Genomic DNA, 19,560 nt, shown 5'->3' on the forward strand with positions numbered 1-19,560 from the left:
CCAGCGTAAGCCGGTCCTGCACAGGGAGTGCACCGCATGACCAGTCTCGCCTTCAGGAAACCGGCGTTTTGGGAGACGACGGGAATGTCTTTGGATGTTGTACCAACGAGCCGCCGCGAAGACGCCTACGAGCGAGTGCTGGCTGCGATCATCTTCGGCGACTTGGCGCCAGGCTCTGCCGTCGATGAAAAAAGCCTGGCGCGTGGGTTCGAGCTCGGCGTAGCGGGTGTTCGCGAGGCCTTGGGGCGCCTCGAACTCGAAGGACTGGTCGAACGGCAACCCCGGATTGGCACGAAGATCGCGACACTTGGCGTTCGTGAACTCCAGGACGTATTTGAAACCCGCCTGATTCTCGAACCATCCTGTGCCGCGATTGCGGCGAACCGCGCAGACTCCGAAGACCTTGCGAAGTTTCGTCGATTCGCCGAGGAGTACATGGAAATCGCACGGACGCGTGACCTCCGCAAGCTGGTGAGACTGGACCAGTATTTCCATCGCGCCGTGGCAGCTGCGACCAAGAATGCGTTGATGGAGCGGCAAGTGACCGTGCTTCACAATAACGCCTCGCGCTTCTGGTTTGCCAATGCCCCACGATTGAGCGACGAGGCACTTCAGCAAACACTTTCCGAGCACATGAAAGTGAGCGCAGCCATCGAGCAGCAAGATTCGGCCGCCGCCGAGAAAGCCATGCGCAAGTTGCTCGGAGACTTTCCTGGCTTTGTTGACTTTTATCGGAGCAACTGGCCGACACCGGCAAAGTGAGAAGCGACATGCAGATCAGTGTGAAAGACAGCGGAACGCCTCAACTTGTGCAACCGGGAACCTTCACTCAATTCGAAGCCGTCATTCGGCGAGGCGAGCAGGACCTACCCGCAATGCTGGCGCAAGAAGGCGAGCAGCACGTTTGGGTTGACGAGTCGTGGCTGCGACGTGAGTTGGCACGTGCAAGTCCAGTGCCCGACTGGGAGCAGAAGTACGAAAGCATGCTCGCTTACGCGCGCAGCAAAGGCTGGGTGCGGGAGCGCCCCCTCGCGATTCGTGCCCACATTGTGTGGAGGGATTGAGCCAGCCTCCCTGCCACGCCTTGATCGGGAAACCTTCAAGTCTTTTCGCTGCACGCGAGCACTCATTGCCGGCATCGAGACGATGGATATGATCAGGAACGGGCAGTTGTTGGACTGCTTCAAAGGTCAAGACTCGTCCGCCGCAGCGAAGTTCTACTCACTGGCCTTCTGGGCGACACGCGCGACGCGCACTTTTTCGAGTCAGCGCTGCTATTGCGACAGAGCCGAATGGAAAGCGATGAGCGACAAGCAGGATGCAGCACCGGACAGCACCGCAGCGCGGGTCGCCCTGTGGCGCGCGCTGCATGTGGAGGCCGATCCGCCGCCGCATGTGCTGGAAGATGACATCGGCCTCCAGTTGCTCGCGCCCGACCCGGACTGGCGCCGCCGCGGCGACATGGACCTGCAGTTCACGCGGCCCTTTCGCGCCTCCATCGTGGCGCGTGCGCGCTTCATCGAGGACCTGGTCGTCGAACAGGCCGGCCGCGGGCTGGCGCAGTATGTGATCCTCGGTGCCGGTCTCGACAGCTTCGCCCAGCGCAGGCCGGAGATCGCGTCGCATCTCAGGGTGTTCGAGATCGACCCGCCAGGCCCTCAGGCCTGGAAGCGCCGGCGCCTGATCGAGCTCGGCTTCGGCATCCCGGACTGGCTGCGCTTCGTGCCGGTCGACTTCGAGGCCGGAGAGGCCTGGCGGGACAGGCTGGTGGCGGCCGGCTTCGACGAGCACAAGCCGGCCATCGTGGTCTCCACGGGGGTCAGCATGTACCTCAGCAAGGAGGCGAATGCGGCCACCTTGCGCGAGGTCGCGGCCCTCGCGCCGGGATCGACGCTCGCCATGACCTTCCTGCTCCCGCTTGAACTGGCGGACCCCGCGGTGCGTCCCGGGCTCGAGATGGCAGAGAAAGGTGCGCGCGCCAGCGGAACCCCCTTCCTCAGCTTCTTCACCCCGCCCCAGATCATGACGCTGGCCCGCGAAGCCGGCTTTGCCGAATCGCGTCACGTCTCGGCGGCCGACCTGACCCGGCGCTACTTCATGGGCAGGACCGATGGTCTGCGCCCGCCGAACCATGCGGAGGAGCTGCTGGTGGCAACGACATAGCCTTCGCGGCCGGCGCAACGGCTGCAGCGGCCGATGTGAAAACGCACTTGGTACGGCGCAAGAGTAGGTCCAAAATCTACATATCACTGGACCCCGTTGCGAGCATGGAACGTTTGCGAGCCATTGCGACCCCGGACGAGCTGGACCCATCGTTCTCCGTACCCTGCAGGCGATGCGCTAGGCTGCTGCAGGAGGGGAACCGGTTTTGCCTGTTCTGTTTCGCGGACCAGTTGGCCCCGGTCGCTGTCGACCATGCGCGACCGGCGATCGAGCCGCGAGACGGCATCCCGGCCAGCGATGAAGCGCCCTCCCCCGAGGGCTTCGACTTCATGGACACCGTGCAGCCTGGCGCGCAGGAAGGTGCAAGCGCCGCAGCAGCAGGGTCGGATTTCGAAACGGGCCTTGTCGGATTCGATCCGTCCCGGGCCAGCGCGCCGCAGGCAGGCGGCGCAAAGACGCATTGGACGGCGCGTTTCGCGACCTCCCGGCATCTGGCGATCGGCGCCGTGCCGGTGCTGGTCCTGATCGGGCTTGCTTTTCCGGAACTCGGCCGGATCGATGCCGATGATCGAAAACCGGCGGCCAGGCCGCAAGCGCCCGCGCTCGCCGCCGAACGCGTGCAGGCACCATCCGTCCCGCGTGTTGAGCCTCCGCAGCCGCTGCCTGTGCCTCAGCCGCAAGCTCTGCCTGCGCACGACGCGCGGGCGACCTTCAGCGCACTGGGACTGGACGAGACCGCTGCACGCCCATCGCCGCCACCGGCAACGCCACCGCCCGTCGTTTCGGCACCTGCCGCCGCGGCGACGGTGACCGACGGCAAGGCATGCAGCGATGCGCTCGCGGCGCTGGCCCTGTGCACGCAGAAATAGAGGGGCGAACAGAGACAGAGCCAGCAAGCCCGAGCCGCAAGAATGAGCCAGCATCACTGGCGGTATCACCAACCCTGGATGGAGCCAGCATGCCAATCAGATCCCTGCTGACAGGACTCTTGTGGACGGCCTGCCTCGCGTGCGCGGCAGCAGCGCCCCGGGCGGAATACAAGATCGTCACCGCGACGAAAACAGGCACCTACATCCAGATCGGCCAGGATCTGGCCAAGTGGGTCGCCGGGCCCGCCGACATCGGGTTGGAAGCACTCGATTCGAAGGGCTCGGCGGAGAACGTCCAGCGCCTGCGCTACGAGCCCGGCGTCAAGCTGGCCCTGGTGCAGTCCGACGTCTACCAGGCCTTCCTGGACGAGGCGAAGGCCGGCAACGCCGATGCCGGCGACATCATCCGTCCGCTGCGCCTCATCATGCCGCTCTACGACGAAGAGATCTACTTCATCGTCCGCGCCGACTCGCCGCTCAACAGCATCCACGACATCAAGAACAAGAAGATCGCCGTCGGACCGCTGGGCAGCGGCACGGCCCTCACCTCCAGGACGCTCTACCAGCTGATGTTCGGCGAGCCGCTGCCACCCGCCAACACGCAGTACCTCAGCAACGAGGAGTCGCTGGCCCGGCTCACGGTCGACAAGTCGATCGACGTCGCCATCATCGTCGCCGGCCAGCCGGCCAAGCTGTTCACGGACATGAAGGCCGAGGCGCGCAATTACATCAAGATCCTGAAGCTCGACGAGGCGGCGCCCGAGACGGCGCGCGCGAAGAAGGCCTACTTTCCCGCGGTGATCCGTTCCGCCAGCTATTCGACCTGGCTCAAGGACGACGTGCCCACCCTGACCGTGAAGGCCTACCTCGTCACCTACGACTACGGGCTGCAGTCGACGGTCGGAAACCTGATGCGCTTCGCCGATTCCCTGTGCGCGAACTTCGACAAGCTGCAGGCCAACGGCCATCCCAAATGGAAGCAGGTGCGACTCGAGCTCCCTCCCCTGAACCAGGGATGGCGCTACTACCCGCCGATGGAAAAGCGCCTGCGCGCCTGCATCGCCCAGCGGGCACCCTTCGGCGCCCCGACCGCGGCGCAATCATCGAGGACTTGCACGGAGCAGGAGCTGGTGCTGGGGATCTGCAAGCGGTGAATCTTCGCCACCTGCAGGACGACCCCTCATCTGTGATTCGACTGCGCCGCGTTCAGCCGGTCGTAACCGCTCAGCTCCAGGAATCCCTGGCCGTCGATGCTGCCCGTCACCTTGACCGGCCCTTCCCAATAGACATTGGCGGTGGTCCGGCCCGCATCGAATTCGCTGTCGGCAACGAAGGGCTTGATGTTCAGCACGCCCGACGGGAGCCGCACGCGCCATTCGACGACATAGGGGATCCGGGTATGCGGGCTGGTCCATGTCGTGACCGGCGTCAGTTCGACGTCTTCCGGTTTCAGCGGCACGGAGCCCTTCGCATTCGAGACCGTGCCGGCCGTCATGACCTTGTGTCCCTGCGCATCGAAGAGCTGGTAGAGCATCACGTCGGAACCGTCCGCCAGATGCAGCGCGAACCAGTTCCAGCCGAGGCTCAGCACATCGAAGTCGCCCCACTGGTGATCGAACCACACGTCGCCGCTGACCTGGGCCGGCTTGCCGCCGACCGTGATCTCGCCTTTCGCCGCCATGCGGGGGCGCGAATAGTAGTAGCTGATGCCGCTCTGGCCGAAATCGAGCAGCCCTGGCGTGGCCGAGCCCGCGGCGCGATGCAGGACCGGTGCATGCGAATCGGTCAGGTCGAGCGCGATGGAGACGCCTTCGAAGGCGGCGCGAAGCTTCTGCGAAGGGCCGGATCCGGCGACCTGCCAATCGTCCTGCCGGAAGTCGAATCCATTGGCGACATGCTGTGCCGGAAGACCGCCGGTGCGGCCCTGGTCGGCATAGCGTTGGCCGGTCTGAAGATCGGTCAAGGCCACGTGCATGACCGTCTGCTTGACCAGTCCGTTGGCGACGAAGACGGCGACGTGGAACGCATAGCGCTGGCCCGTCGTCGCATCGAGGATGCCGTTGTAGTACCACCATTCCATGCCGGAACCGTGCGGCGCATCGTCGGCCGGCAGGTTCACGGGCGCGAGTGCCGCGGTGCGTTCGGCCGGCTTGCGCGCCGGGTCGAGCGATGCGGCCGATGCGAGGGCCGGCCGGTCCGGCGCGGACATCCCCGCGTACAGCAGTCCCGCGACGACGGCCACGATGGCCACGGCGAGCAGCGCGGCGAGGTAGGACCGCGTCCTCTTGCGCCGCGCCGAGCGCGACCGCGACCTGCGCGGCGAGTGCGGGGAGCGCGACCCGCTCCGGCTGGACCGGCTGCGGCTTCTTCTGGGCTGATCGTCGGCATTCATCTGCGGTGCATGGGAGAGAAGCAAGAACAAGGCCGGCATTCACAACGTCGGCCGATTCCGAGATGATGCCGCATTGTTCTTTTCCAACCCCACGGAGCCAGAGCTTGACCACCGCCCTCCTCGTCATCGATGTCCAGCAGGGCCTGTGCGAAGGCGAACACGAGGCCTTCGAATCGCAGGCCGTCATCGGACGAATCAACCAGGTCGCGGCCAAGGCCCGGGCGGCGGGCGCGCCGGTCGTCTTCATCCAGCACGAGTCGTCCTTCGAACTCCAGCACGGCACGCCGGCGTGGCAACTGGCGACGGGCCTGGTTGTGCAAGCGTCCGACTTGCGCATCCGCAAGACCACGCCGGATGCCTTCCATCGCACGGCACTCGACGCCGTGCTGAAGGCGCATGGCGTCACCGAGCTGGTGGTCTGCGGCATGCATACCGAGTTCTGCGTCGACACGACGGTCCGGCGGGCGCTGGCGCTGGGCTTTCCCGTCGTCCTGGTGGAGGATGCGCATACGAGCGAGGGCAACGCGCATCTGTCCGCGCCGCAGGTGATCCGCCATCACAACCTGACGCTCTCGAACATCCGCAGTTTCGGGCCGCGGGTTCGTGTCGTCCCGGCCGAAGCGCTGCAGGTCGCGGCCTGAACGACAACAGGACCGCCCCTCGCGAGCCGCTCAATGCGCGATCGAGAGCGCCTGCGAAAGCTGGCGCAGCAGCGACGCGCCGTCGCCCTGCCAGGCGCTGCCGTGCATGCATGCGAGCGTGCGGGGCTCGTGGCTCGCGAGGCCGGCCAGCAGCGCGGCCGTCTGCGGCGAATGCGCGTAGTAGTCCATCTGGTGGCGGAACGCCTCGCTGGGGCCGAGGATGTCGGCATCGGTCAGCGCCTTCTGGCTGTCGCCCGGCTGCGTGAAAAGGTCGCCGCAGAAGAAGGTGCGCGTCTGCGTGTCCATCATCAGCCCGCATTCCCAGCCGTGCGGCAGATGGGGCGTGTCGAACCAGCGCATCGTATGACGGCCGAGTGCCAGTTCCTCGCCGTCCGCGAGCGCGCGCGGCGGCCGGTCGGCCAGGTCGCCCATCGAGGTCATCGCGGCGATGCCGCCGCACAGCGGCACGGCCTGCGGCGCCGCCGCCAGCAACAGGTTCATCGCGCCGCATTCGTCGGCCTCGACATGCGACAGCCCGATGTAGCGCAGGCGTTCGATCGGCATCAGGCTCGCGATGGCTTCGCTCACCATCGGAAAAAGCTGGCGCGGCCCGGTGTGGAACAGCAGCGGCTCATCGTCGACCACCAGGTACTGGTTGAAGCTGAACCACTGGCCGCCGGGCAGCGGCACCGGCGTGTTGATGCGGAAGATGCCCGCCGCGATTTCCTGGACGTTGGTGCCGGATTGCCGATTGGTGATCATGCGCGTCTCCTGTGTCCTGTCGAATAACCGAAGATGGGTCGCCGAAGGTCCGACCTTACACGGCCGGGCGCTCGTGCGCCATCTTCATTCGCGCAGCGTGAACACGATCGACAGATAGGAAACCGGCCCTTCGCGCAAGACCTCCGCGCCGTGCAGCGCGCGCGCATCGAACAGCAGCGAATCGCCCGGCCGGACTTCGAAGGTGCGGCTGCCGTCGCGGTATTTCACGCGGCCCGACACCATGTAGATGAACTTCACGCCCGGGTGCTGGAACGCGGGATAGGGCCGGGCTTCGTCGGACAGCGTGATCAGGTAGGGCTCGACGAGCAGGTTGCCGGACAGCAGATGCCCCAGCAGCTCGTAGTGGTAGCCCTTCACGGCATCGACGCGCTCGACCTTCAGCCCCTTGCCGGCCGGCACGTGCGACATGTCCAGCCGCCGGACCTGATCGACGAAGAAGCGCGACATCGGCACATCGAGCACGGTCGCGATCTTGTCGAGCATCCCGGCCTTTGGCACTCACATCAGCTTGAACGGAAAGTACTTCGCCGTGATGCGGTCGTACGTCCCGTCGGCGCGGATGGCCGCCAGCGCTGCGTTCACCTTGGCCAGCGTCGCCGTGTCGCCCTTGCGCACGGCAATGCCGTTGCCGTCGCCGAGCAGGCCGCCCTTGAGGTCCGGGCCGACGAACGCGAAGTGGGCGGCGTCCGGCGTCTTCATGAAGCCCACGAAGTAGGTCACCATGTTGCCGAGGATGTAGTCGACGCGGCCGGCGAGACGTCGGCCGGCGTGCCCTTCTTCGCGACGAAGCGCGAGATGGTTTCCTTGTACTTGTCGGAGAAGTCCACGCGCTGGCGCCGCTGTTTGGTGATCGCCATGCTGGCGACGATCAGGTCGAACTTCCGGGCCACGAGGCCCGGGATGATGCCGTCCCAATCCTGGGCCACGATCTCGCACCGCGCCTGCATCTTCTCGCACGGGTGTTTCAGAAGCGTCGCAAGTCTTGCACCTCGTGCAAATCGCCCCGTGCCGGCGGCGGATTTCCCATGGAGGCCTGGCGCTCGCGCTGTTGCATGTCATGCAAATCCGTGCATTGCGGACATTCCGAGCGCAAGCCCGGCAGAATGCGGACATCCGCCATGACCCCTGCATCCGACTCCCGACGCGACGCCTCGCCCTCGTTCAATGCGACAGGTTCGAAGCGCGCCCGTCGCCCGCTGCTCGAATCCGTGCTGCTGTGCGCCTGCCTGCTGGCCGCGGGCTGCGCGACCCGGCCGCCACCGCCGCCCTCGATCCCCTACACGCCGCTATCGGCCGGGCAATCGGACGATATCGCGATCCATGCGATGGGCCTCGTCGGCACACCGTACCGCTACGGCGGCAACACCCCCGAAGGCGGCTTCGACTGCAGCGGGCTCATCGGCTACGTGTACCGCGGGAGCGTGGGGACAGCGCCGCCGCGCACCGTGGCCGCGTTGTCGCGCTTCGGCCAGCCGGTGAGCGCGAGCGATCTGCGTGTCGGCGACCTGGTGCTCTTCGGCGGCAATCCGCCTTCGCATGCGGGCATCTATGTGGGCGACGGCCGTTTCGTGCACGCGCCGTCGACCGGCGGCGAGGTGCGGCTCGACCGCCTCGACGGGATCTACTGGTCGCGCCAGCGTCTCGAGGTCCGCAGGCCCTGACAGGCGTCGGGGCAGCCACTCGCCTTCAGCTCGGGCTGCGCGCACCACCACCCCGGCGAGTCGTTTCCTGCTCGCGTAGCATGGCGCTTTTGCCATGCCTCTCATCGATCGATCCCTGTTCGCGGCCCTGCTGCTGTGCGGCGCCCTTGCCGGCATCGCCGCGGATCCGGCCCACGCCGACCCTGGTCCCAGCTGGGGCGCGATCGCGTCCAGGGACGCCGGCGGCTACGGCTACTCGTTCAACCACCCGTCGCGCGCCGCGGCGGAGCTTGCAGCGCGCGCCCAGTGCGATCGTGCGGCGGGCCGCCCGGGCACCTGTGCCATCCGCGCGTACTTCGATCGCTCCTGCGGTGCGCTCGCGACCGGCAACTACGGGGAATGGGGCACCGCCATCGCCTCGACGGCGGCCGCTGCCGGCAAGGCGGCGGCCGTGCAGTGCGACAGCCATCTGCCCACGCAGCCCTGCAAGGTGGTCGTCAGCATCTGCTCGCCGCGCTGAGCGCCGGCGCATGAACCATGGCTGCGCCTGAACCCTCCACGCGAACCCTTCCGATCCGCCTTCGCCCCGGCGACGACCTGAGGCGAGCCCTCGAATCCGTGGTGGCAGCAGAAGGTGGGACGGCCGGCTTCGTGCTGTCGGCCGTCGGAAGTCTTCGCCCCGCCGAGATCCGCATGGCCGGCGCGCACGACGCGCTGAGGATCGATTCGGATACAGAACTTCTCACCCTGTCGGGCAGCATCGCGGCCGGCGGCTCGCACCTGCACATGAGCGTGAGCGATGGCCAGGGTCGCGTGCTGGGCGGCCATGCCTGCTATGGCTGCATCGTTCGCACGACGGCCGAGGTGCTGCTGGTTCTGCTGCCGCAATGGCACTTCTCGCGCGAACCCGACCCGAGCACCGGATGGGCGGAACTCGTCGTCCGGCGGATTCCCGACGCTTGAAAGAGCGGACTTCACCGCCCGGCGTGGTAAGTATGATGAGGCAATGCCAAAGCTGCAGATGACGTCGGCAGGAGAAACCCGGCACGTCGACCTCAAGCCCCACGAGAACACGCTGGGCAGAAACATCCACAACGACATCGTGCTCAATTCGCGCTTCGCGAGCCGCCGGCATGCGGTCATCGTGGTCGAAGCCGCGTTCACCACCATCCGCGACCTCGCCAGCCAGAACGGCACCTTCGTCAACGGCGTGCGCGTGCAGACCCAGTCGCTGGCCGATGGCGACGTGATCCGCATGGGCGAGTGCGAACTGCACTTCATCGCCGGCGACCAGGAGTTCAGCGAGGTCGTGGCCCAGCGCCTGTCGTCGGTGCCGAACTGGATGCTCGACGAGCATGCGCCCACGGCGCCCGATGCCGCAGGGCCGGACGAGGATGCGCGCCGTCCCAAATCGACCTAGTTCGGATGCCAGGTCGACACGACCGGCGGCGTCTTGTCGGTCGCCCCGCCGGCCAGTGCGTACGAGAGATGGTTGGCCGCTTGAATCACGGTCTTGGCGTGCCCGACCAGCTTGCTCTTGGACAGCCGGTCGGCAGGGCCGGAAATGCATACCGACCCCAGCAGCGTCCAGTGAAGGCCGAACACCGGAGCCGACACAGTCGCAACGCCCTTCTCCCGCTCGCCGATCGACAGGTGATAGCCACGTCGGCGGATCTCTTCGTAGAGCTTGCCCGGCTCCCCCGAGAACGCAAGGATGACCCGGCCTGGCGAGCCCTTGTCCAGCGGAAGCATTTCCCCCATCCGCGCATGATGCCGGATCGGCTGCGGTCCTTCGACCCGGACGAGGCAGGTGCGAAAGTTGCCCTCGCGCACATAGAACGCGGAGCTCTCACCGGTCTTGTGCGATAGCGCCCTGAGCATCGGCTCGACAACGTTGTTGACGTCGAAGCTCGATTGGTAACGCGCACCCAGCCAACCGGCCGCGGGCCCGAGCCGCCACTCGCCGTCGTCGCGCTGAACCATATAGCCGGACTGGGCCAGCGTGCGCGCAAGGCGCAGTGCCGTGGTCTTGTGCATCCCGCTGCGGCGGCTCAGTTCCGCGAGGGACAGGCGCGTCTCGGCCATGCCGAAGGCTTCGAGCAACTGGAGCGCTCGCGTGACCGCGACGACACCGCCCGAGCCGGCTTCAGCTTCGTTCGAGGGGGCTTCGGCGATCTTCCGCATCTTGTTTCATACCGTGGTTGATGGTTCACTGCATGCAACCCCATTGTAGCTGGTGGAACGCCCCTCTAAAGTCTCGGCCAGCCCCGAACGCAGCCCGCGTCGAGGACCTTCAACAAGACAGAGACACGAGATGCAGATCAACCGCATGACCCGCCGCGCGAGCATCGCCCTGGCGCTCGCACTGGCGTCCGGCGCCGTGCTGGCGCAGGCCTATCCCTCTCGGCCGATCCGATTGATCGTGCCGTTCCCCCCGGGTGGCGGCACCGACACCATTGCGCGCGAACTGGTCAACAAGATCGCCACCGAACAGGGCTGGACCGTCGTGATCGACAACCGACCCGGGTCCGGCGGCAACCTCGGCGTGGATGCCGCTGCCAAGGCCGCGCCCGATGGCTACACGCTGGTGATGGGCCAGACCAGCAACCTCGCGATCAACCCGACGCTGTATCCCAAGCTGCCCTACAACCCCGTCAAAGACCTCGCCGCCATCGGCCTGGTGGCATCCTCGCCGCTGGCCATCGTGGTGGCTGCCGACTCGCCGTACAAGACATTGGCTGATGTCGTGGCCGCAGCCAAGGCCAAACCTGGCGTGCTCAACTTCGCTACCTCGGGCAACGGCACGGTCGCGCACCTGGCCACGGAGATGCTGCAGCGCACTGCCGGCGTCAAGCTCACGCACGTGCCGTACAAGGGCGCGTCGCAGGGCGTGACCGACGTGATCGGCGGGCAGGTTCAGCTCTACGTGTCGTCGGTGCCGACGCTGATCAGTTTCGTCAAGGGCGGCAAGATGCGCGCGCTGGCTGTCACCTCGGCCAAGCGCGCCGAGGATCTGCCCGGTGTCCCGACCGTGGCCGAGTCCGGCTACAAGGGTTTCGAAGCGGTGACTTGGTTCGGCCTGGTGGGCCCGGCCGCGATGCCCAGGGACGTCGTCGTGAAGTGGAACGCGGCGTTGAACAACGCGCTGGCCGCGCCCGACCTGCGCAAGAAGCTTGCGGCCCAGGGGGCGAATGTGGAAACCGGCACGCCGGAAAAGTTCAGCGCCTTGATCCGTGACGACATCGGTCGCTGGGGCAAGGTTGTCAAGGCATCGGGCGCCACGATCGACTGAACGGCTCGACGCCGAACGCATGGCGCGATGAACACGATGGACGACGAAGTGCTCGCGACGCCGTTCTCCGCCGGGCGGGGCCGCGCTGCGGTCGCGGTGCCGGCAGGCGCCTGCGATTGCCACATGCACGTGTACGACGCGCGCTACCCCGCGGCGGTGGGCGCGCGGCTCACGCCGCCCGATGCCGGCGTCGACGATTACCGCCTGCTGCAGCGGCGCACCGGTACCCGGCGCGTGGTGGTGGTCACGCCCTCGACCTACGGCACCGACAACCGGCCGATGCTCGACGCGCTGTTCGCGTTCGGCTCCGATGCGCGCGGCGTGGCCGTGATCGACGAAGGCGTCGACGACGCGGTGCTGGAACGGCTCCATGCAGCCGGCGTGCGCGGCATCCGTTTCAATCTGTCGCTCGGTTTCATCGGCGCGATCGCCGGGCTCGAGTTGCTGGCGCAACGCATCGCAGCACTGGGCTGGCATCTGCAACTGCTCGCGCCGCCCGACCTGCTCGCCGGCCTGGCCGACGTGCTCGGCCGGTTGCCGGTGCCCGTCGTGTTCGATCACTTCGGCCGCATAGCGCCTTCGATGGCCGGGCATCACCCGGCGCATGCGCTGGTGCTGCGCCTGCTCGGCGCAGGCCGGGCCTGGATCAAGTTGTCGGGCGGCTACATCGTCACCGAGCAGGGCCCGCCGCACTACGCCGACGTAGCGCCGCTCGCCCGCAGCTACCTGCACGCCGCGCCCGAGCGCGTGCTCTGGGGCAGCGACTGGCCGCATGCCTCCGCCTCGGCCGGTCACCAGCCGATGCCCGACGACGCGCGGCAGATGGCGCTGCTCGCCGAATGGACGGGCGATGCAGGCACGCTGCGGCGCGTGCTGGTCCACAACCCCGCTGCGCTCTACGGCTTTTCCAACGCAACTCCTCACGAGGCGACATCATGAATTCAATCCGCCGGCGCACGTTGGGCGCCCTCGCGTTTTCGCTGCTCGCGCTGGCCTGCATGCCTGCCGGCGCGCAAGGCGGCTGGCCGGGTGGCAAGCCCATCACCTGGGTCGTGCCCTATCCGCCCGGCGGCACCACCGACATCCTGGGTCGCGCCATCGCCGCACGGCTGGGCAGCGCCCTGGGCACGACGGTCATCGTCGAGAACAAGGCGGGCGCCACCGGCACCATCGGCTCGGCCTTCGTCGCCAAGGCAGCGCCCGATGGCTACACGCTGCTCGGCACCTCGATCGGTCCGCAGGCGATCGTGCCGAGCCTGCTGCAGCACATGCAGTACGACCCGGTCAAGGCCTTCGAGCCCGTCACGCTGATCGGCAACATCCCGCACGTGCTGGTCGTCGGTGCCGGCTTGCCGTTTCGCACGGTGGCCGATCTGCTGGCGGAGGCGAAGGCCAGGCCGGACACCCTGTCATTCGCTTCGGGCGGCAACGGCACCATCCTGCAGATGCAGGGCGAACTGCTGTGCATGCAGTCGCACACCCGCATGACCCATGTCCCCTACAAGGGCGACACGCCCGCCATCCAGGACGTGCTGGGAGGCCATGCCAGCTTCATGTTCGCGCCGGCCGCCGCCGCGCTGCCGCACGTCGAGGGCGGCAAGCTCAAGGCATTGGCCGTCACATCGGCCAAACGCCTCAAGTCCTTGCCCGATGTGCCGACCATGGCCGAGGCCGGCATTCCCGATTTCGTGGTCGAGCAATGGCAGGCGGTCTATGCGCCGGCCGGCACGCCGCAACCCGTGGTGCAGCGGCTCAACGCGGAGATCGTTCGCATCCTGAAGGAGCCCGACCTGGTCGCCATGGCCGACAAGCTCGGCGTCGCGCTCGTCGGCAGCACCCCGCAGCGACTCGCCGACACCCAGAGAGCCGACCTTGCCAAGTGGGGCAAGGTCATCAAGAACGCCGGCATCAAAGCCGACTGATCAACCCCCGCCTTCTCTCCAACGAAAGAAACCTCATGTCCTCCATCCTTCCCGACATCATCCGCGACTTCGAACGCGTGCCTGCCGACATCGTCACGCAGGCCGCCGCGTTCCAGCCCGCGATCCTCGCTGACGTGGCTGGTCGGCGCGGCGCGTTGCACGGCCGCATCAAGGCCTTGCGTCCGCGCATGAAGCTGGCCGGCACCGCCTTCACGGTCGAGGTGCGCCCGGGCGACAACCTCATGATCCACGCCGCCATCGCGATGGCCCGACCGGGCGACGTGCTGGTGATCGACGGCAAGGGCGACCAGAGCTCGGCGCTGATGGGCACCATCATGATGACCGCCTGCCGGCAACTGGGTCTTGCCGGCGTGGTGATCGACGGCGCGGTGCGCGACAGTCTCGAGCTCGACGAGATGGACTACCCGGTGTTCTCTGTCGGCACCAATCCGAACGGCCCGACCAAGAACATCGGCGGCCGCATCGGCCATCCGGTCACGGTCGGCGGCGTGACGGTGCGGCCCGGCGACTTCGTGATCGGCGACGGCGACGGTGTGGTCGTCGTCGAGCGCGAGAAGATCGAGGCCCTGTTGCCGCTCGCCGCGAAGAAAGTCAAGGACGAGGCCGCGCGCATCGCCGCCATCAAAGCCGGGGACACCGCCGCGAAGTGGCTGTCATCCGCACTGCGCACCGCCGGCGTGCTGAAGGAAGGGCAGACCCTGTGAGCACCATCCTCGTGACGGGCGCCGACCTGGCGCCCGAGGCGCTCGCGCTGCTGAAGGCGCATGAGATCGTCTTTGCCGGCAAGGCGCCGACCGAGGCCGATCTCGTGGCCCTGTGCGGCGCGCACGACCCGGTGGCGATCATCGTGCGCTACGGCAGGATCGGCGCCGCGGTGATGGACGCTGCACCCGCGCTCAAGGTGATCTCCAAGCACGGCAGCGGCACCGACACCATCGACAAGGCCGCGGCCAAGGCACGCGGCATCGAGGTGGCTGCCGCCGTCGGTGCCAACGCGGCTGCGGTGGCCGAGCAGGCGCTCGCGCTGCTGCTGGCCTGCGCCAAGTCGGTGGTGCCGCTTGACGCGCGCATGCACGCCGGCCACTGGGACAAGGCCACGCACAAGAGCCTGGAGCTGGGCGGGCGCTCGGTCGGCGTGGTCGGCCTCGGCGCCATCGGCCTGCGCTTTGCGAAGATGGCGGATGCGATCGGCATGCGCGTGATCGGCTTCGATCCGTTCGCCGGCAGCCTGCCGCCCTATGTGCAGCGCGTGGACCTGGAAACGATCTGGCGCGAATCCGATGCGGTTTCGCTGCACTGTCCGTTGAGCGAAGAGAACCGCGGCCTCGTCAACGCGAAGACGCTCGCGCAATGCAAGCGCGGCGTGATCCTGGTGAACACCGCGCGCGGTGGCCTGATCGACGAGGTGGCGCTGCTCGACGCCGTGCGCTCGGGACAGGTCGCAGGTGCGGGCCTCGACAGCTTCGCCATCGAGCCGATGACGCCCGGCCATCCGTTCCAGGGCGAGAAGAACATCGTGCTGAGCCCGCACATCGGCGGCGTGACCGGCGACGCCTATGTGAACATGGGCGTCGGCGCGGCGAGGAATCTGCTGGATTCGCTGGCGCGCCAGCCGGCCGCTGCGGGCGCCTGAATTCCGGAGGCCGCATGCCGCAACGTTGGAAGCACGCACCCGCCGGCAGCCACTGGGGCGAATTCGGCCCTGACGACCAGCGCGGGCGCATGAACCTGGTGGATGCCGCGAAGGTCCTGCAGGGCATCGCCGAGGTGCGCGAAGGCCGCACCTTCTGCCTGTCGCTGCCGCTCGACGTGCCCGGCGGCCGCGCGCTGAACCCGCGCCGCATGCCGCCACGCACCTTTGCCACGCTGCGCGATGGCGCGAGCGACGGGCAGCAGGGTTTCTGCTGGTCGTACCAGTCGGAGGATCCGGACCTCAGCGACGTGGTCTGCGACGACGTGGTGCTGATGAGCCTGCAGTACTCGACGCAGTGGGACAGCCTCGCCCACATGGGCAGCCGCTTCGATGCCGATGGCGACGGCGCGGCCGAAGCCGTGTTCTACAACGGCTTTCGCGCCGGCGAGCAACTGCAACCGGCTGCCGAGGATGTGCACGCGGTCGAGCCCTGGGCGCGCTACCCCGGCCCGCGGGCCGGTGCGCTCGGGATCGAGCAACTGGCCGCGCACGGCGTGCAGGGGCGCGGCGTACTGATCGATCTTGCGCATCACTTCGGCCGCCGGCGCCAGGCCGTCGGCTATGACGCGCTGATGCGCGTGCTGGAGGCCGACGGCGTGGAGATCGAGCCCGGCGACATGGTCTGCGTGCACACCGGCTTCGCCGACACGCTGCTGGCGATGAACCGCCAGCCCGACGTGAAGCACCTGCACGAAACCGGCAGCGGCCTCGATGGCCATGACGCCAGGCTGCTGAACTGGATCGTCGACGTGCGGCTGGCCTGCCTGATCGCGGACAACCCGGCCGTCGAACTGGTGCAGCCCAAGCGGCTCGGCGAGGGCGGCGCGCCGATGCGCCAGCCGCGCCTCGCACTGCACGAGCACTGCCTGTTCAAGAACGGCATTCACCTGGGCGAGCTCTGGTACCTGAGCGAACTCGCGCACTGGCTGCGTGCCAGCGGGCGCAGCCGGTTCCTGTTGACCGCGCCGCCGCTGCGCCTGCCGGGAGCCGCGGGCTCACCGGCGACGCCCATCGCCACGGTCTGAGCAGCGGCGCGGCTCGCGATCCAAATTCCATTCCTGCAAGGAGACAAACATGAACCCTCTGTTCAAGCGCAATCGCCGCGCAACGCTCGCGGCATCCGCCGCCGCGATGGGCTGGCTCGCGCTCGGTGCAGGCACTGCCTGGGCACAGAACGCATGGCCGCACCGGTCCATCCGGCTCGTCGTGCCCTATCCGGCCGGCGGCAATGCGGACAGCACGGCGCGCCTGCTGGCCGCGCAGTTGTCGGAACGACTGCAGCAGCAGGTGATCGTCGACAACCGTCCCGGCGGCGGCGGCACCATCGGCGCGGGCCTGGTGGCCAAGGCCCCGGCCGACGGCTACACGCTCTTGCTCGACGCGACTGCCTTCACCGTCAATCCGAGTCTGTTTCCCAAGCTGGCTTACGAACCGGCGAAAGATTTCGCCCCGATCTCGCAAGTGACGCGGGTGCCCATGCTGCTGGTGGTGCCGGCCGCGTCACCATTGCGATCGGTGGCCGACCTGATCCGGTCCGCGCGCGCCGCCCCAGGCAAGCTCAGCTACGCATCGGCCGGAAACGGAGGAGCCCAGCATCTGGCCGGCGAGTTGTTCAAGCAGGGCGCGAAGTTGTCGATGACGCACATTCCCTACCGCGGCGGCGCACCCGCGCTCACCGATCTGGTCGGCGGGCAGGTCGATCTGATGTTCAGCGCCACCTCGGCGTCGGGACCTTTCGTCAAGAGCGGCAAGCTGCGGGCGCTGGCCATCACCTCGGACGCGCGCGTGCCGGAGTGGCCGCATCTGCCCACCGTGGCCGAGTCCGGCGTTCCGGGTTTCGAGGTGAACGAATGGAACGGGCTGTTCGCGCCGGCCGGAACACCGAAGGCCGTGCTGGACCTGCTCGAAACCGAAACCCGCGCCGCCCTCAGGACCGCCGAACTGCAGCGGCGGCTGGGCGAGCTCGGCGTGCAGCCGGTCGGCTCGAGTTCGCAGGAGTTCGCTCGCTTCGTCGAGAGCGAGTCGTCCAGATGGGCCGGCGTCATCAAGGCCAGCGGCATCCGGATCGATTGAGTCCGCAACCCTCTCACCACGAGACAAGACATGCCCTCATGCCATCTTTCCCATCGCCGCGCGGCGCTCGCCGCCTCGATCGCGCTGGCCGCGCACTGTCTGGGCTTCGCGGCCGGCCCGGCCGAGGCACAGGACGTGTGGCCGGCCAAGCCAGTTCGCGTGGTCGTCGGTTTCGCCGCCGGCGGCCCAACCGATGTGGTCGCGCGTGCCTTCGCGGATCACGCCAGCCGTGCGCTCGGCCAACCCTTCGTTGTCGACAACAAGCCCGGCGCCAACACCATCATCGCGGCCCAGGCGGTGGCCGGCGCGCCCGCCGACGGCTACACGCTGCTCTTCGGTGCGACCAACCACACGATGATCCCCGCGCTCTACAGCAACCGCGTCAAGTTCGACACCGTGCGCTCTTTCCAGCCGATCTGCACGGTGGCGTCGAGCCCGACGGTGCTCGTGGTCGGCCACGGCCTGCCGGTGAAGACGCTGGCCGAATACATGAAGAAGGCCCGTGCCGAGCCCGGGCACGTGACCGCGGGCACGGCCGGCATCGGCAGCTCGGGACACTTCGCGACCGAGATGTTCGCGCGTGCCAATGGCCTGTCGCTGAATCACGTGCCGTACAAGGGAGCCGCGCCGGTGGTGACGGATCTGATGGGCGGCCAGCTCGACAGCTCGTTCGCCACGCTCGGCTCGGTGCTGCCGCAGATCCAGAGCGGCCAGCTGACAGCACTCGCCGTGGCCTCGAAGAATCGCTCGACACTGCTGCCCGACGTGCCCACCTTCAAGGAGGCCGGCGGTGGCGAGTATTCGGCCGACGCCTGGTACGGCGTTCTCGCGCCGGCCGGTACACCCGAGCCGATCGTGAAGGCACTGGAGCACGTCTCGACCGGGTTCGCGAAGAGCGCGTCGACCGCCGAGAAGCTGCGCAAGCTCGGCCTCGATGCCGAATCGGTCTGCGGCTCGGCCTTCGGCGCCCGGATGCAGCGCGAAGTGACGACCTACACGCGCATCGCGCGCGAACTCGATCTCAAGGCCGATTGAAGCCGACGACGAATTCAACAGAATGGACCCCATGAACCCCCGTTTCATCCTCGATCGACGCGCCGCGCTGGCCTTGTGCGCAGTGACCGCTTTCACTTTCACCGCGCCCTGCGCGCTCGCGCAGACCCCCTACCCCGACAAGGGCGTGCGCATCGTGGTGCCGTACCCGCCTGGCGGCGCCGTCGACCAGGTCACGCGGCGCATTGCGCAGAAGCTGACCGAGCAGACCGGCCACAGCTTCTTCGTCGACAACAAGGCAGGGGCCACCGGCACCATCGGCGCGCAGCAGGTGGTGCGCGCGGCGCCGGACGGCTACACGCTGCTCGCCAACGACACCACCTACTCGATCCTGCCCTACGTCTTCAGCAAGTTGCCTTGGGACCATGAGAAGGACCTGGTGCCGGTGGCGGCCTTCAACTTCGCGCCGGTCGCGCTCGTCGTTGCGGCCGATTCGAAGTTCAAGACCTTCGGCGAACTCGTGGCGTACTCGAAGGCCAACCCCGGCAAGCTCAACTACGGCACCGGCGGTGCCGGCACCATGCCACACTTCGCGACCGAAGCGCTCAAGAGTGCCACCCGCCTCGATGCGACGCATGTGCCCTTCAAAGGCGCGGGCGAGGCCACGCTGGCGCTGCTCGGTGGCAGCATCGACTTCCAGATCGCCTCGACGCCCGGCGTCATGGGCCAGGTCAGGGGCGGCAAGGTGCGCCTGCTGGCGATCAGCGGCAGCAAGCGCCTGAAGGCCGTGCCCGACACGCCGACCTTCGCCGAGGCGGGCGTCAAGGACTACAGCGTGATCAACTTCACCGGCCTGTGGGCACCCAGGGGCACGCCGGCACCGGTGGTCGCGCGGCTGGAGAAGGAGATCGCGATCGCGATGGCGAGTCCCGACATCCAGGCCTTTGCCGACGACCTCGGCTGCGTGCCGACGGTGGTGAGTGGCGCGGCCTTCGCGAACCTGCTGCGCGAGAACGCGCGCTTGTGGGGCAAAGTGGCGGCGACCGCGCAGGTCGACAAGCAGTAACGCAACACAAAG

Annotated in this window: 24 protein-coding genes and 1 pseudogene; 19 read left to right on the forward strand and 6 right to left on the reverse strand. The window is 67.6% G+C overall.

Translation table 11 applies throughout. The features are described 5' to 3' along the window. Positions 1 to 36: 36 nt before the first annotated feature. The 5 genes from E5P2_RS35880 (at position 37) to E5P2_RS35900 (ending at position 4,186) form a co-directional block, all read left to right on the forward strand. The gene (locus E5P2_RS35880) at positions 37 to 762 is read left to right on the forward strand and encodes a GntR family transcriptional regulator (RefSeq protein WP_162571827.1); all 726 of its coding nucleotides are present in this window, start codon (positions 37 to 39) and stop codon (positions 760 to 762) included. Between the two features lie 8 nt (positions 763 to 770). Beyond that, positions 771 to 1,064 (forward strand): hypothetical protein, encoded by a 294-nt coding sequence (locus E5P2_RS35885; protein ID WP_162571828.1) that lies wholly within the window; start codon positions 771 to 773, stop codon positions 1,062 to 1,064. Positions 1,065 to 1,302: 238 nt separating this feature from the next. Next, a complete protein-coding gene (locus E5P2_RS35890; protein WP_162571829.1) occupies positions 1,303 to 2,163 on the forward strand; it encodes a class I SAM-dependent methyltransferase in 861 nt (286 codons plus the stop codon). 104 nt (positions 2,164 to 2,267) lie between these two features. Next, positions 2,268 to 3,032 (forward strand): hypothetical protein, encoded by a 765-nt coding sequence (locus tag E5P2_RS35895; protein ID WP_162571830.1) that lies wholly within the window; start codon positions 2,268 to 2,270, stop codon positions 3,030 to 3,032. Positions 3,033 to 3,121: 89 nt separating this feature from the next. After that, positions 3,122 to 4,186 (forward strand): TAXI family TRAP transporter solute-binding subunit, encoded by a 1,065-nt coding sequence (locus tag E5P2_RS35900; RefSeq protein ID WP_162571831.1) that lies wholly within the window; start codon positions 3,122 to 3,124, stop codon positions 4,184 to 4,186. Positions 4,187 to 4,212: 26 nt separating this feature from the next. On the opposite strand, the gene E5P2_RS35905 is transcribed toward E5P2_RS35900, so the two are convergent. Then, on the reverse strand, positions 4,213 to 5,283 hold the full coding sequence (locus tag E5P2_RS35905; protein WP_162571832.1) for a lipocalin family protein: 1,071 nt from the start codon (positions 5,281 to 5,283) through the stop codon (positions 4,213 to 4,215). A 245-nt stretch (positions 5,284 to 5,528) separates the two neighbouring features. On the opposite strand from E5P2_RS35905, the gene E5P2_RS35910 reads away from it, so the two are divergent. Continuing rightward, positions 5,529 to 6,065, forward strand: coding sequence for a cysteine hydrolase family protein (locus E5P2_RS35910; RefSeq protein WP_162571833.1), 537 nt, complete (start codon positions 5,529 to 5,531; stop codon positions 6,063 to 6,065). Positions 6,066 to 6,095: 30 nt separating this feature from the next. On the opposite strand, the gene E5P2_RS35915 is transcribed toward E5P2_RS35910, so the two are convergent. The 4 genes and pseudogenes from E5P2_RS35915 to E5P2_RS38080 form a co-directional block, all read right to left on the reverse strand. Further along, positions 6,096 to 6,827: an MBL fold metallo-hydrolase gene (locus E5P2_RS35915; RefSeq protein ID WP_162571834.1), complete on the reverse strand. Its 732-nt coding sequence runs from the start codon at positions 6,825 to 6,827 to the stop codon at positions 6,096 to 6,098. Between the two features lie 84 nt (positions 6,828 to 6,911). Then, positions 6,912 to 7,343 (reverse strand): annotated as a pseudogene (locus E5P2_RS35920) (cupin domain-containing protein); the annotation flags it as partial. 3 nt (positions 7,344 to 7,346) lie between these two features. After that, positions 7,347 to 7,571 (reverse strand): transporter substrate-binding domain-containing protein, encoded by a 225-nt coding sequence (locus E5P2_RS38075; RefSeq protein ID WP_232081046.1) that lies wholly within the window; start codon positions 7,569 to 7,571, stop codon positions 7,347 to 7,349. Next, positions 7,565 to 7,774 carry a transporter substrate-binding domain-containing protein gene (locus E5P2_RS38080; RefSeq protein ID WP_232081047.1) on the reverse strand — a complete coding sequence of 70 codons (210 nt, stop codon included), beginning with the start codon at positions 7,772 to 7,774 and terminating at the stop codon, positions 7,565 to 7,567. The genes E5P2_RS38075 and E5P2_RS38080 overlap by 7 nt, the downstream gene beginning before the upstream one ends. Before the next feature lie 192 nt (positions 7,775 to 7,966). Between E5P2_RS38080 and E5P2_RS35930 the strand changes: the two genes are divergently transcribed. The 4 genes from E5P2_RS35930 (at position 7,967) to E5P2_RS38260 (ending at position 9,908) form a co-directional block, all read left to right on the forward strand. After that, positions 7,967 to 8,509 (forward strand): C40 family peptidase, encoded by a 543-nt coding sequence (locus tag E5P2_RS35930; RefSeq protein WP_162571836.1) that lies wholly within the window; start codon positions 7,967 to 7,969, stop codon positions 8,507 to 8,509. A 94-nt stretch (positions 8,510 to 8,603) separates the two neighbouring features. Then, entirely contained in the window at positions 8,604 to 9,008 is a 405-nt protein-coding gene (locus E5P2_RS35935) for a DUF4189 domain-containing protein (protein ID WP_162571837.1), read from the forward strand. 17 nt (positions 9,009 to 9,025) lie between these two features. Beyond that, the gene (locus E5P2_RS35940) at positions 9,026 to 9,451 is read left to right on the forward strand and encodes a PPC domain-containing DNA-binding protein (protein ID WP_162571838.1); all 426 of its coding nucleotides are present in this window, start codon (positions 9,026 to 9,028) and stop codon (positions 9,449 to 9,451) included. Between the two features lie 43 nt (positions 9,452 to 9,494). Next, a complete protein-coding gene (locus E5P2_RS38260) occupies positions 9,495 to 9,908 on the forward strand; it encodes an FHA domain-containing protein (RefSeq protein WP_162571839.1) in 414 nt (137 codons plus the stop codon). Here the strand turns inward: E5P2_RS38260 and E5P2_RS35950 are convergent. Beyond that, positions 9,905 to 10,672: an IclR family transcriptional regulator gene (locus E5P2_RS35950; protein WP_162571840.1), complete on the reverse strand. Its 768-nt coding sequence runs from the start codon at positions 10,670 to 10,672 to the stop codon at positions 9,905 to 9,907. The two genes, E5P2_RS38260 and E5P2_RS35950, sit on opposite strands and share 4 nt — an antisense overlap. A gap of 130 nt (positions 10,673 to 10,802) precedes the next feature. Between E5P2_RS35950 and E5P2_RS35955 the strand changes: the two genes are divergently transcribed. From E5P2_RS35955 to E5P2_RS35995, 9 genes are read left to right on the forward strand one after another with little or no spacing between them, the layout of a single operon-like run. Next, on the forward strand, positions 10,803 to 11,780 hold the full coding sequence (locus E5P2_RS35955; RefSeq protein ID WP_162571841.1) for a tripartite tricarboxylate transporter substrate binding protein: 978 nt from the start codon (positions 10,803 to 10,805) through the stop codon (positions 11,778 to 11,780). Positions 11,781 to 11,816: 36 nt separating this feature from the next. After that, entirely contained in the window at positions 11,817 to 12,719 is a 903-nt protein-coding gene (locus E5P2_RS35960; protein ID WP_162572132.1) for an amidohydrolase family protein, read from the forward strand. Further along, positions 12,716 to 13,702 (forward strand): Bug family tripartite tricarboxylate transporter substrate binding protein, encoded by a 987-nt coding sequence (locus tag E5P2_RS35965; protein ID WP_162571842.1) that lies wholly within the window; start codon positions 12,716 to 12,718, stop codon positions 13,700 to 13,702. The genes E5P2_RS35960 and E5P2_RS35965 overlap by 4 nt, the downstream gene beginning before the upstream one ends. A 35-nt stretch (positions 13,703 to 13,737) precedes the next feature. Further along, complete coding sequence (locus E5P2_RS35970) at positions 13,738 to 14,427, forward strand: RraA family protein (protein WP_162571843.1); 690 nt, start codon at positions 13,738 to 13,740, stop codon at positions 14,425 to 14,427. Beyond that, complete coding sequence (locus E5P2_RS35975; RefSeq protein ID WP_162571844.1) at positions 14,424 to 15,356, forward strand: NAD(P)-dependent oxidoreductase; 933 nt, start codon at positions 14,424 to 14,426, stop codon at positions 15,354 to 15,356. Before E5P2_RS35970 ends, E5P2_RS35975 begins: the two co-directional genes overlap by 4 nt. A gap of 14 nt (positions 15,357 to 15,370) precedes the next feature. Continuing rightward, positions 15,371 to 16,441, forward strand: a complete 1,071-nt coding sequence (locus tag E5P2_RS35980; RefSeq protein WP_162571845.1) for a cyclase family protein — start codon at positions 15,371 to 15,373, stop codon at positions 16,439 to 16,441. 49 nt (positions 16,442 to 16,490) lie between these two features. Continuing rightward, positions 16,491 to 17,489: a tripartite tricarboxylate transporter substrate binding protein gene (locus E5P2_RS35985; protein WP_232081048.1), complete on the forward strand. Its 999-nt coding sequence runs from the start codon at positions 16,491 to 16,493 to the stop codon at positions 17,487 to 17,489. Positions 17,490 to 17,519: 30 nt separating this feature from the next. After that, entirely contained in the window at positions 17,520 to 18,524 is a 1,005-nt protein-coding gene (locus tag E5P2_RS35990) for a Bug family tripartite tricarboxylate transporter substrate binding protein (protein WP_162571846.1), read from the forward strand. A gap of 31 nt (positions 18,525 to 18,555) precedes the next feature. Next, positions 18,556 to 19,548 carry a Bug family tripartite tricarboxylate transporter substrate binding protein gene (locus E5P2_RS35995; RefSeq protein WP_162571847.1) on the forward strand — a complete coding sequence of 331 codons (993 nt, stop codon included), beginning with the start codon at positions 18,556 to 18,558 and terminating at the stop codon, positions 19,546 to 19,548. Positions 19,549 to 19,560 lie beyond the last annotated feature (12 nt).

It is taken from the genome of Variovorax sp. SRS16, assembly GCF_901827165.1.
Lineage (GTDB): Bacteria > Pseudomonadota > Gammaproteobacteria > Burkholderiales > Burkholderiaceae_C > Variovorax.

Coding starts and splice junctions, on each gene's coding strand:
- E5P2_RS35880 (WP_162571827.1), top strand. CDS start 37: ATGACCAGTCTCGCCTTCAGGAAACCGGCGTTTTGGGAGACGACGGGA.
- E5P2_RS35885 (WP_162571828.1), top strand. CDS start 771: ATGCAGATCAGTGTGAAAGACAGCGGAACGCCTCAACTTGTGCAACCG.
- E5P2_RS35890 (WP_162571829.1), top strand. CDS start 1,303: ATGAGCGACAAGCAGGATGCAGCACCGGACAGCACCGCAGCGCGGGTC.
- E5P2_RS35895 (WP_162571830.1), top strand. CDS start 2,268: ATGGAACGTTTGCGAGCCATTGCGACCCCGGACGAGCTGGACCCATCG.
- E5P2_RS35900 (WP_162571831.1), top strand. CDS start 3,122: ATGCCAATCAGATCCCTGCTGACAGGACTCTTGTGGACGGCCTGCCTC.
- E5P2_RS35915 (WP_162571834.1), bottom strand. CDS start 6,827: ATGATCACCAATCGGCAATCCGGCACCAACGTCCAGGAAATCGCGGCG.
- E5P2_RS38075 (WP_232081046.1), bottom strand. CDS start 7,571: ATGGTGACCTACTTCGTGGGCTTCATGAAGACGCCGGACGCCGCCCAC.
- E5P2_RS35930 (WP_162571836.1), top strand. CDS start 7,967: ATGACCCCTGCATCCGACTCCCGACGCGACGCCTCGCCCTCGTTCAAT.
- E5P2_RS35935 (WP_162571837.1), top strand. CDS start 8,604: ATGCCTCTCATCGATCGATCCCTGTTCGCGGCCCTGCTGCTGTGCGGC.
- E5P2_RS35940 (WP_162571838.1), top strand. CDS start 9,026: ATGGCTGCGCCTGAACCCTCCACGCGAACCCTTCCGATCCGCCTTCGC.
- E5P2_RS38260 (WP_162571839.1), top strand. CDS start 9,495: ATGCCAAAGCTGCAGATGACGTCGGCAGGAGAAACCCGGCACGTCGAC.
- E5P2_RS35950 (WP_162571840.1), bottom strand. CDS start 10,672: ATGCGGAAGATCGCCGAAGCCCCCTCGAACGAAGCTGAAGCCGGCTCG.
- E5P2_RS35955 (WP_162571841.1), top strand. CDS start 10,803: ATGCAGATCAACCGCATGACCCGCCGCGCGAGCATCGCCCTGGCGCTC.
- E5P2_RS35960 (WP_162572132.1), top strand. CDS start 11,817: ATGGACGACGAAGTGCTCGCGACGCCGTTCTCCGCCGGGCGGGGCCGC.
- E5P2_RS35965 (WP_162571842.1), top strand. CDS start 12,716: ATGAATTCAATCCGCCGGCGCACGTTGGGCGCCCTCGCGTTTTCGCTG.
- E5P2_RS35970 (WP_162571843.1), top strand. CDS start 13,738: ATGTCCTCCATCCTTCCCGACATCATCCGCGACTTCGAACGCGTGCCT.
- E5P2_RS35980 (WP_162571845.1), top strand. CDS start 15,371: ATGCCGCAACGTTGGAAGCACGCACCCGCCGGCAGCCACTGGGGCGAA.
- E5P2_RS35985 (WP_232081048.1), top strand. CDS start 16,491: ATGAACCCTCTGTTCAAGCGCAATCGCCGCGCAACGCTCGCGGCATCC.
- E5P2_RS35990 (WP_162571846.1), top strand. CDS start 17,520: ATGCCCTCATGCCATCTTTCCCATCGCCGCGCGGCGCTCGCCGCCTCG.
- E5P2_RS35995 (WP_162571847.1), top strand. CDS start 18,556: ATGAACCCCCGTTTCATCCTCGATCGACGCGCCGCGCTGGCCTTGTGC.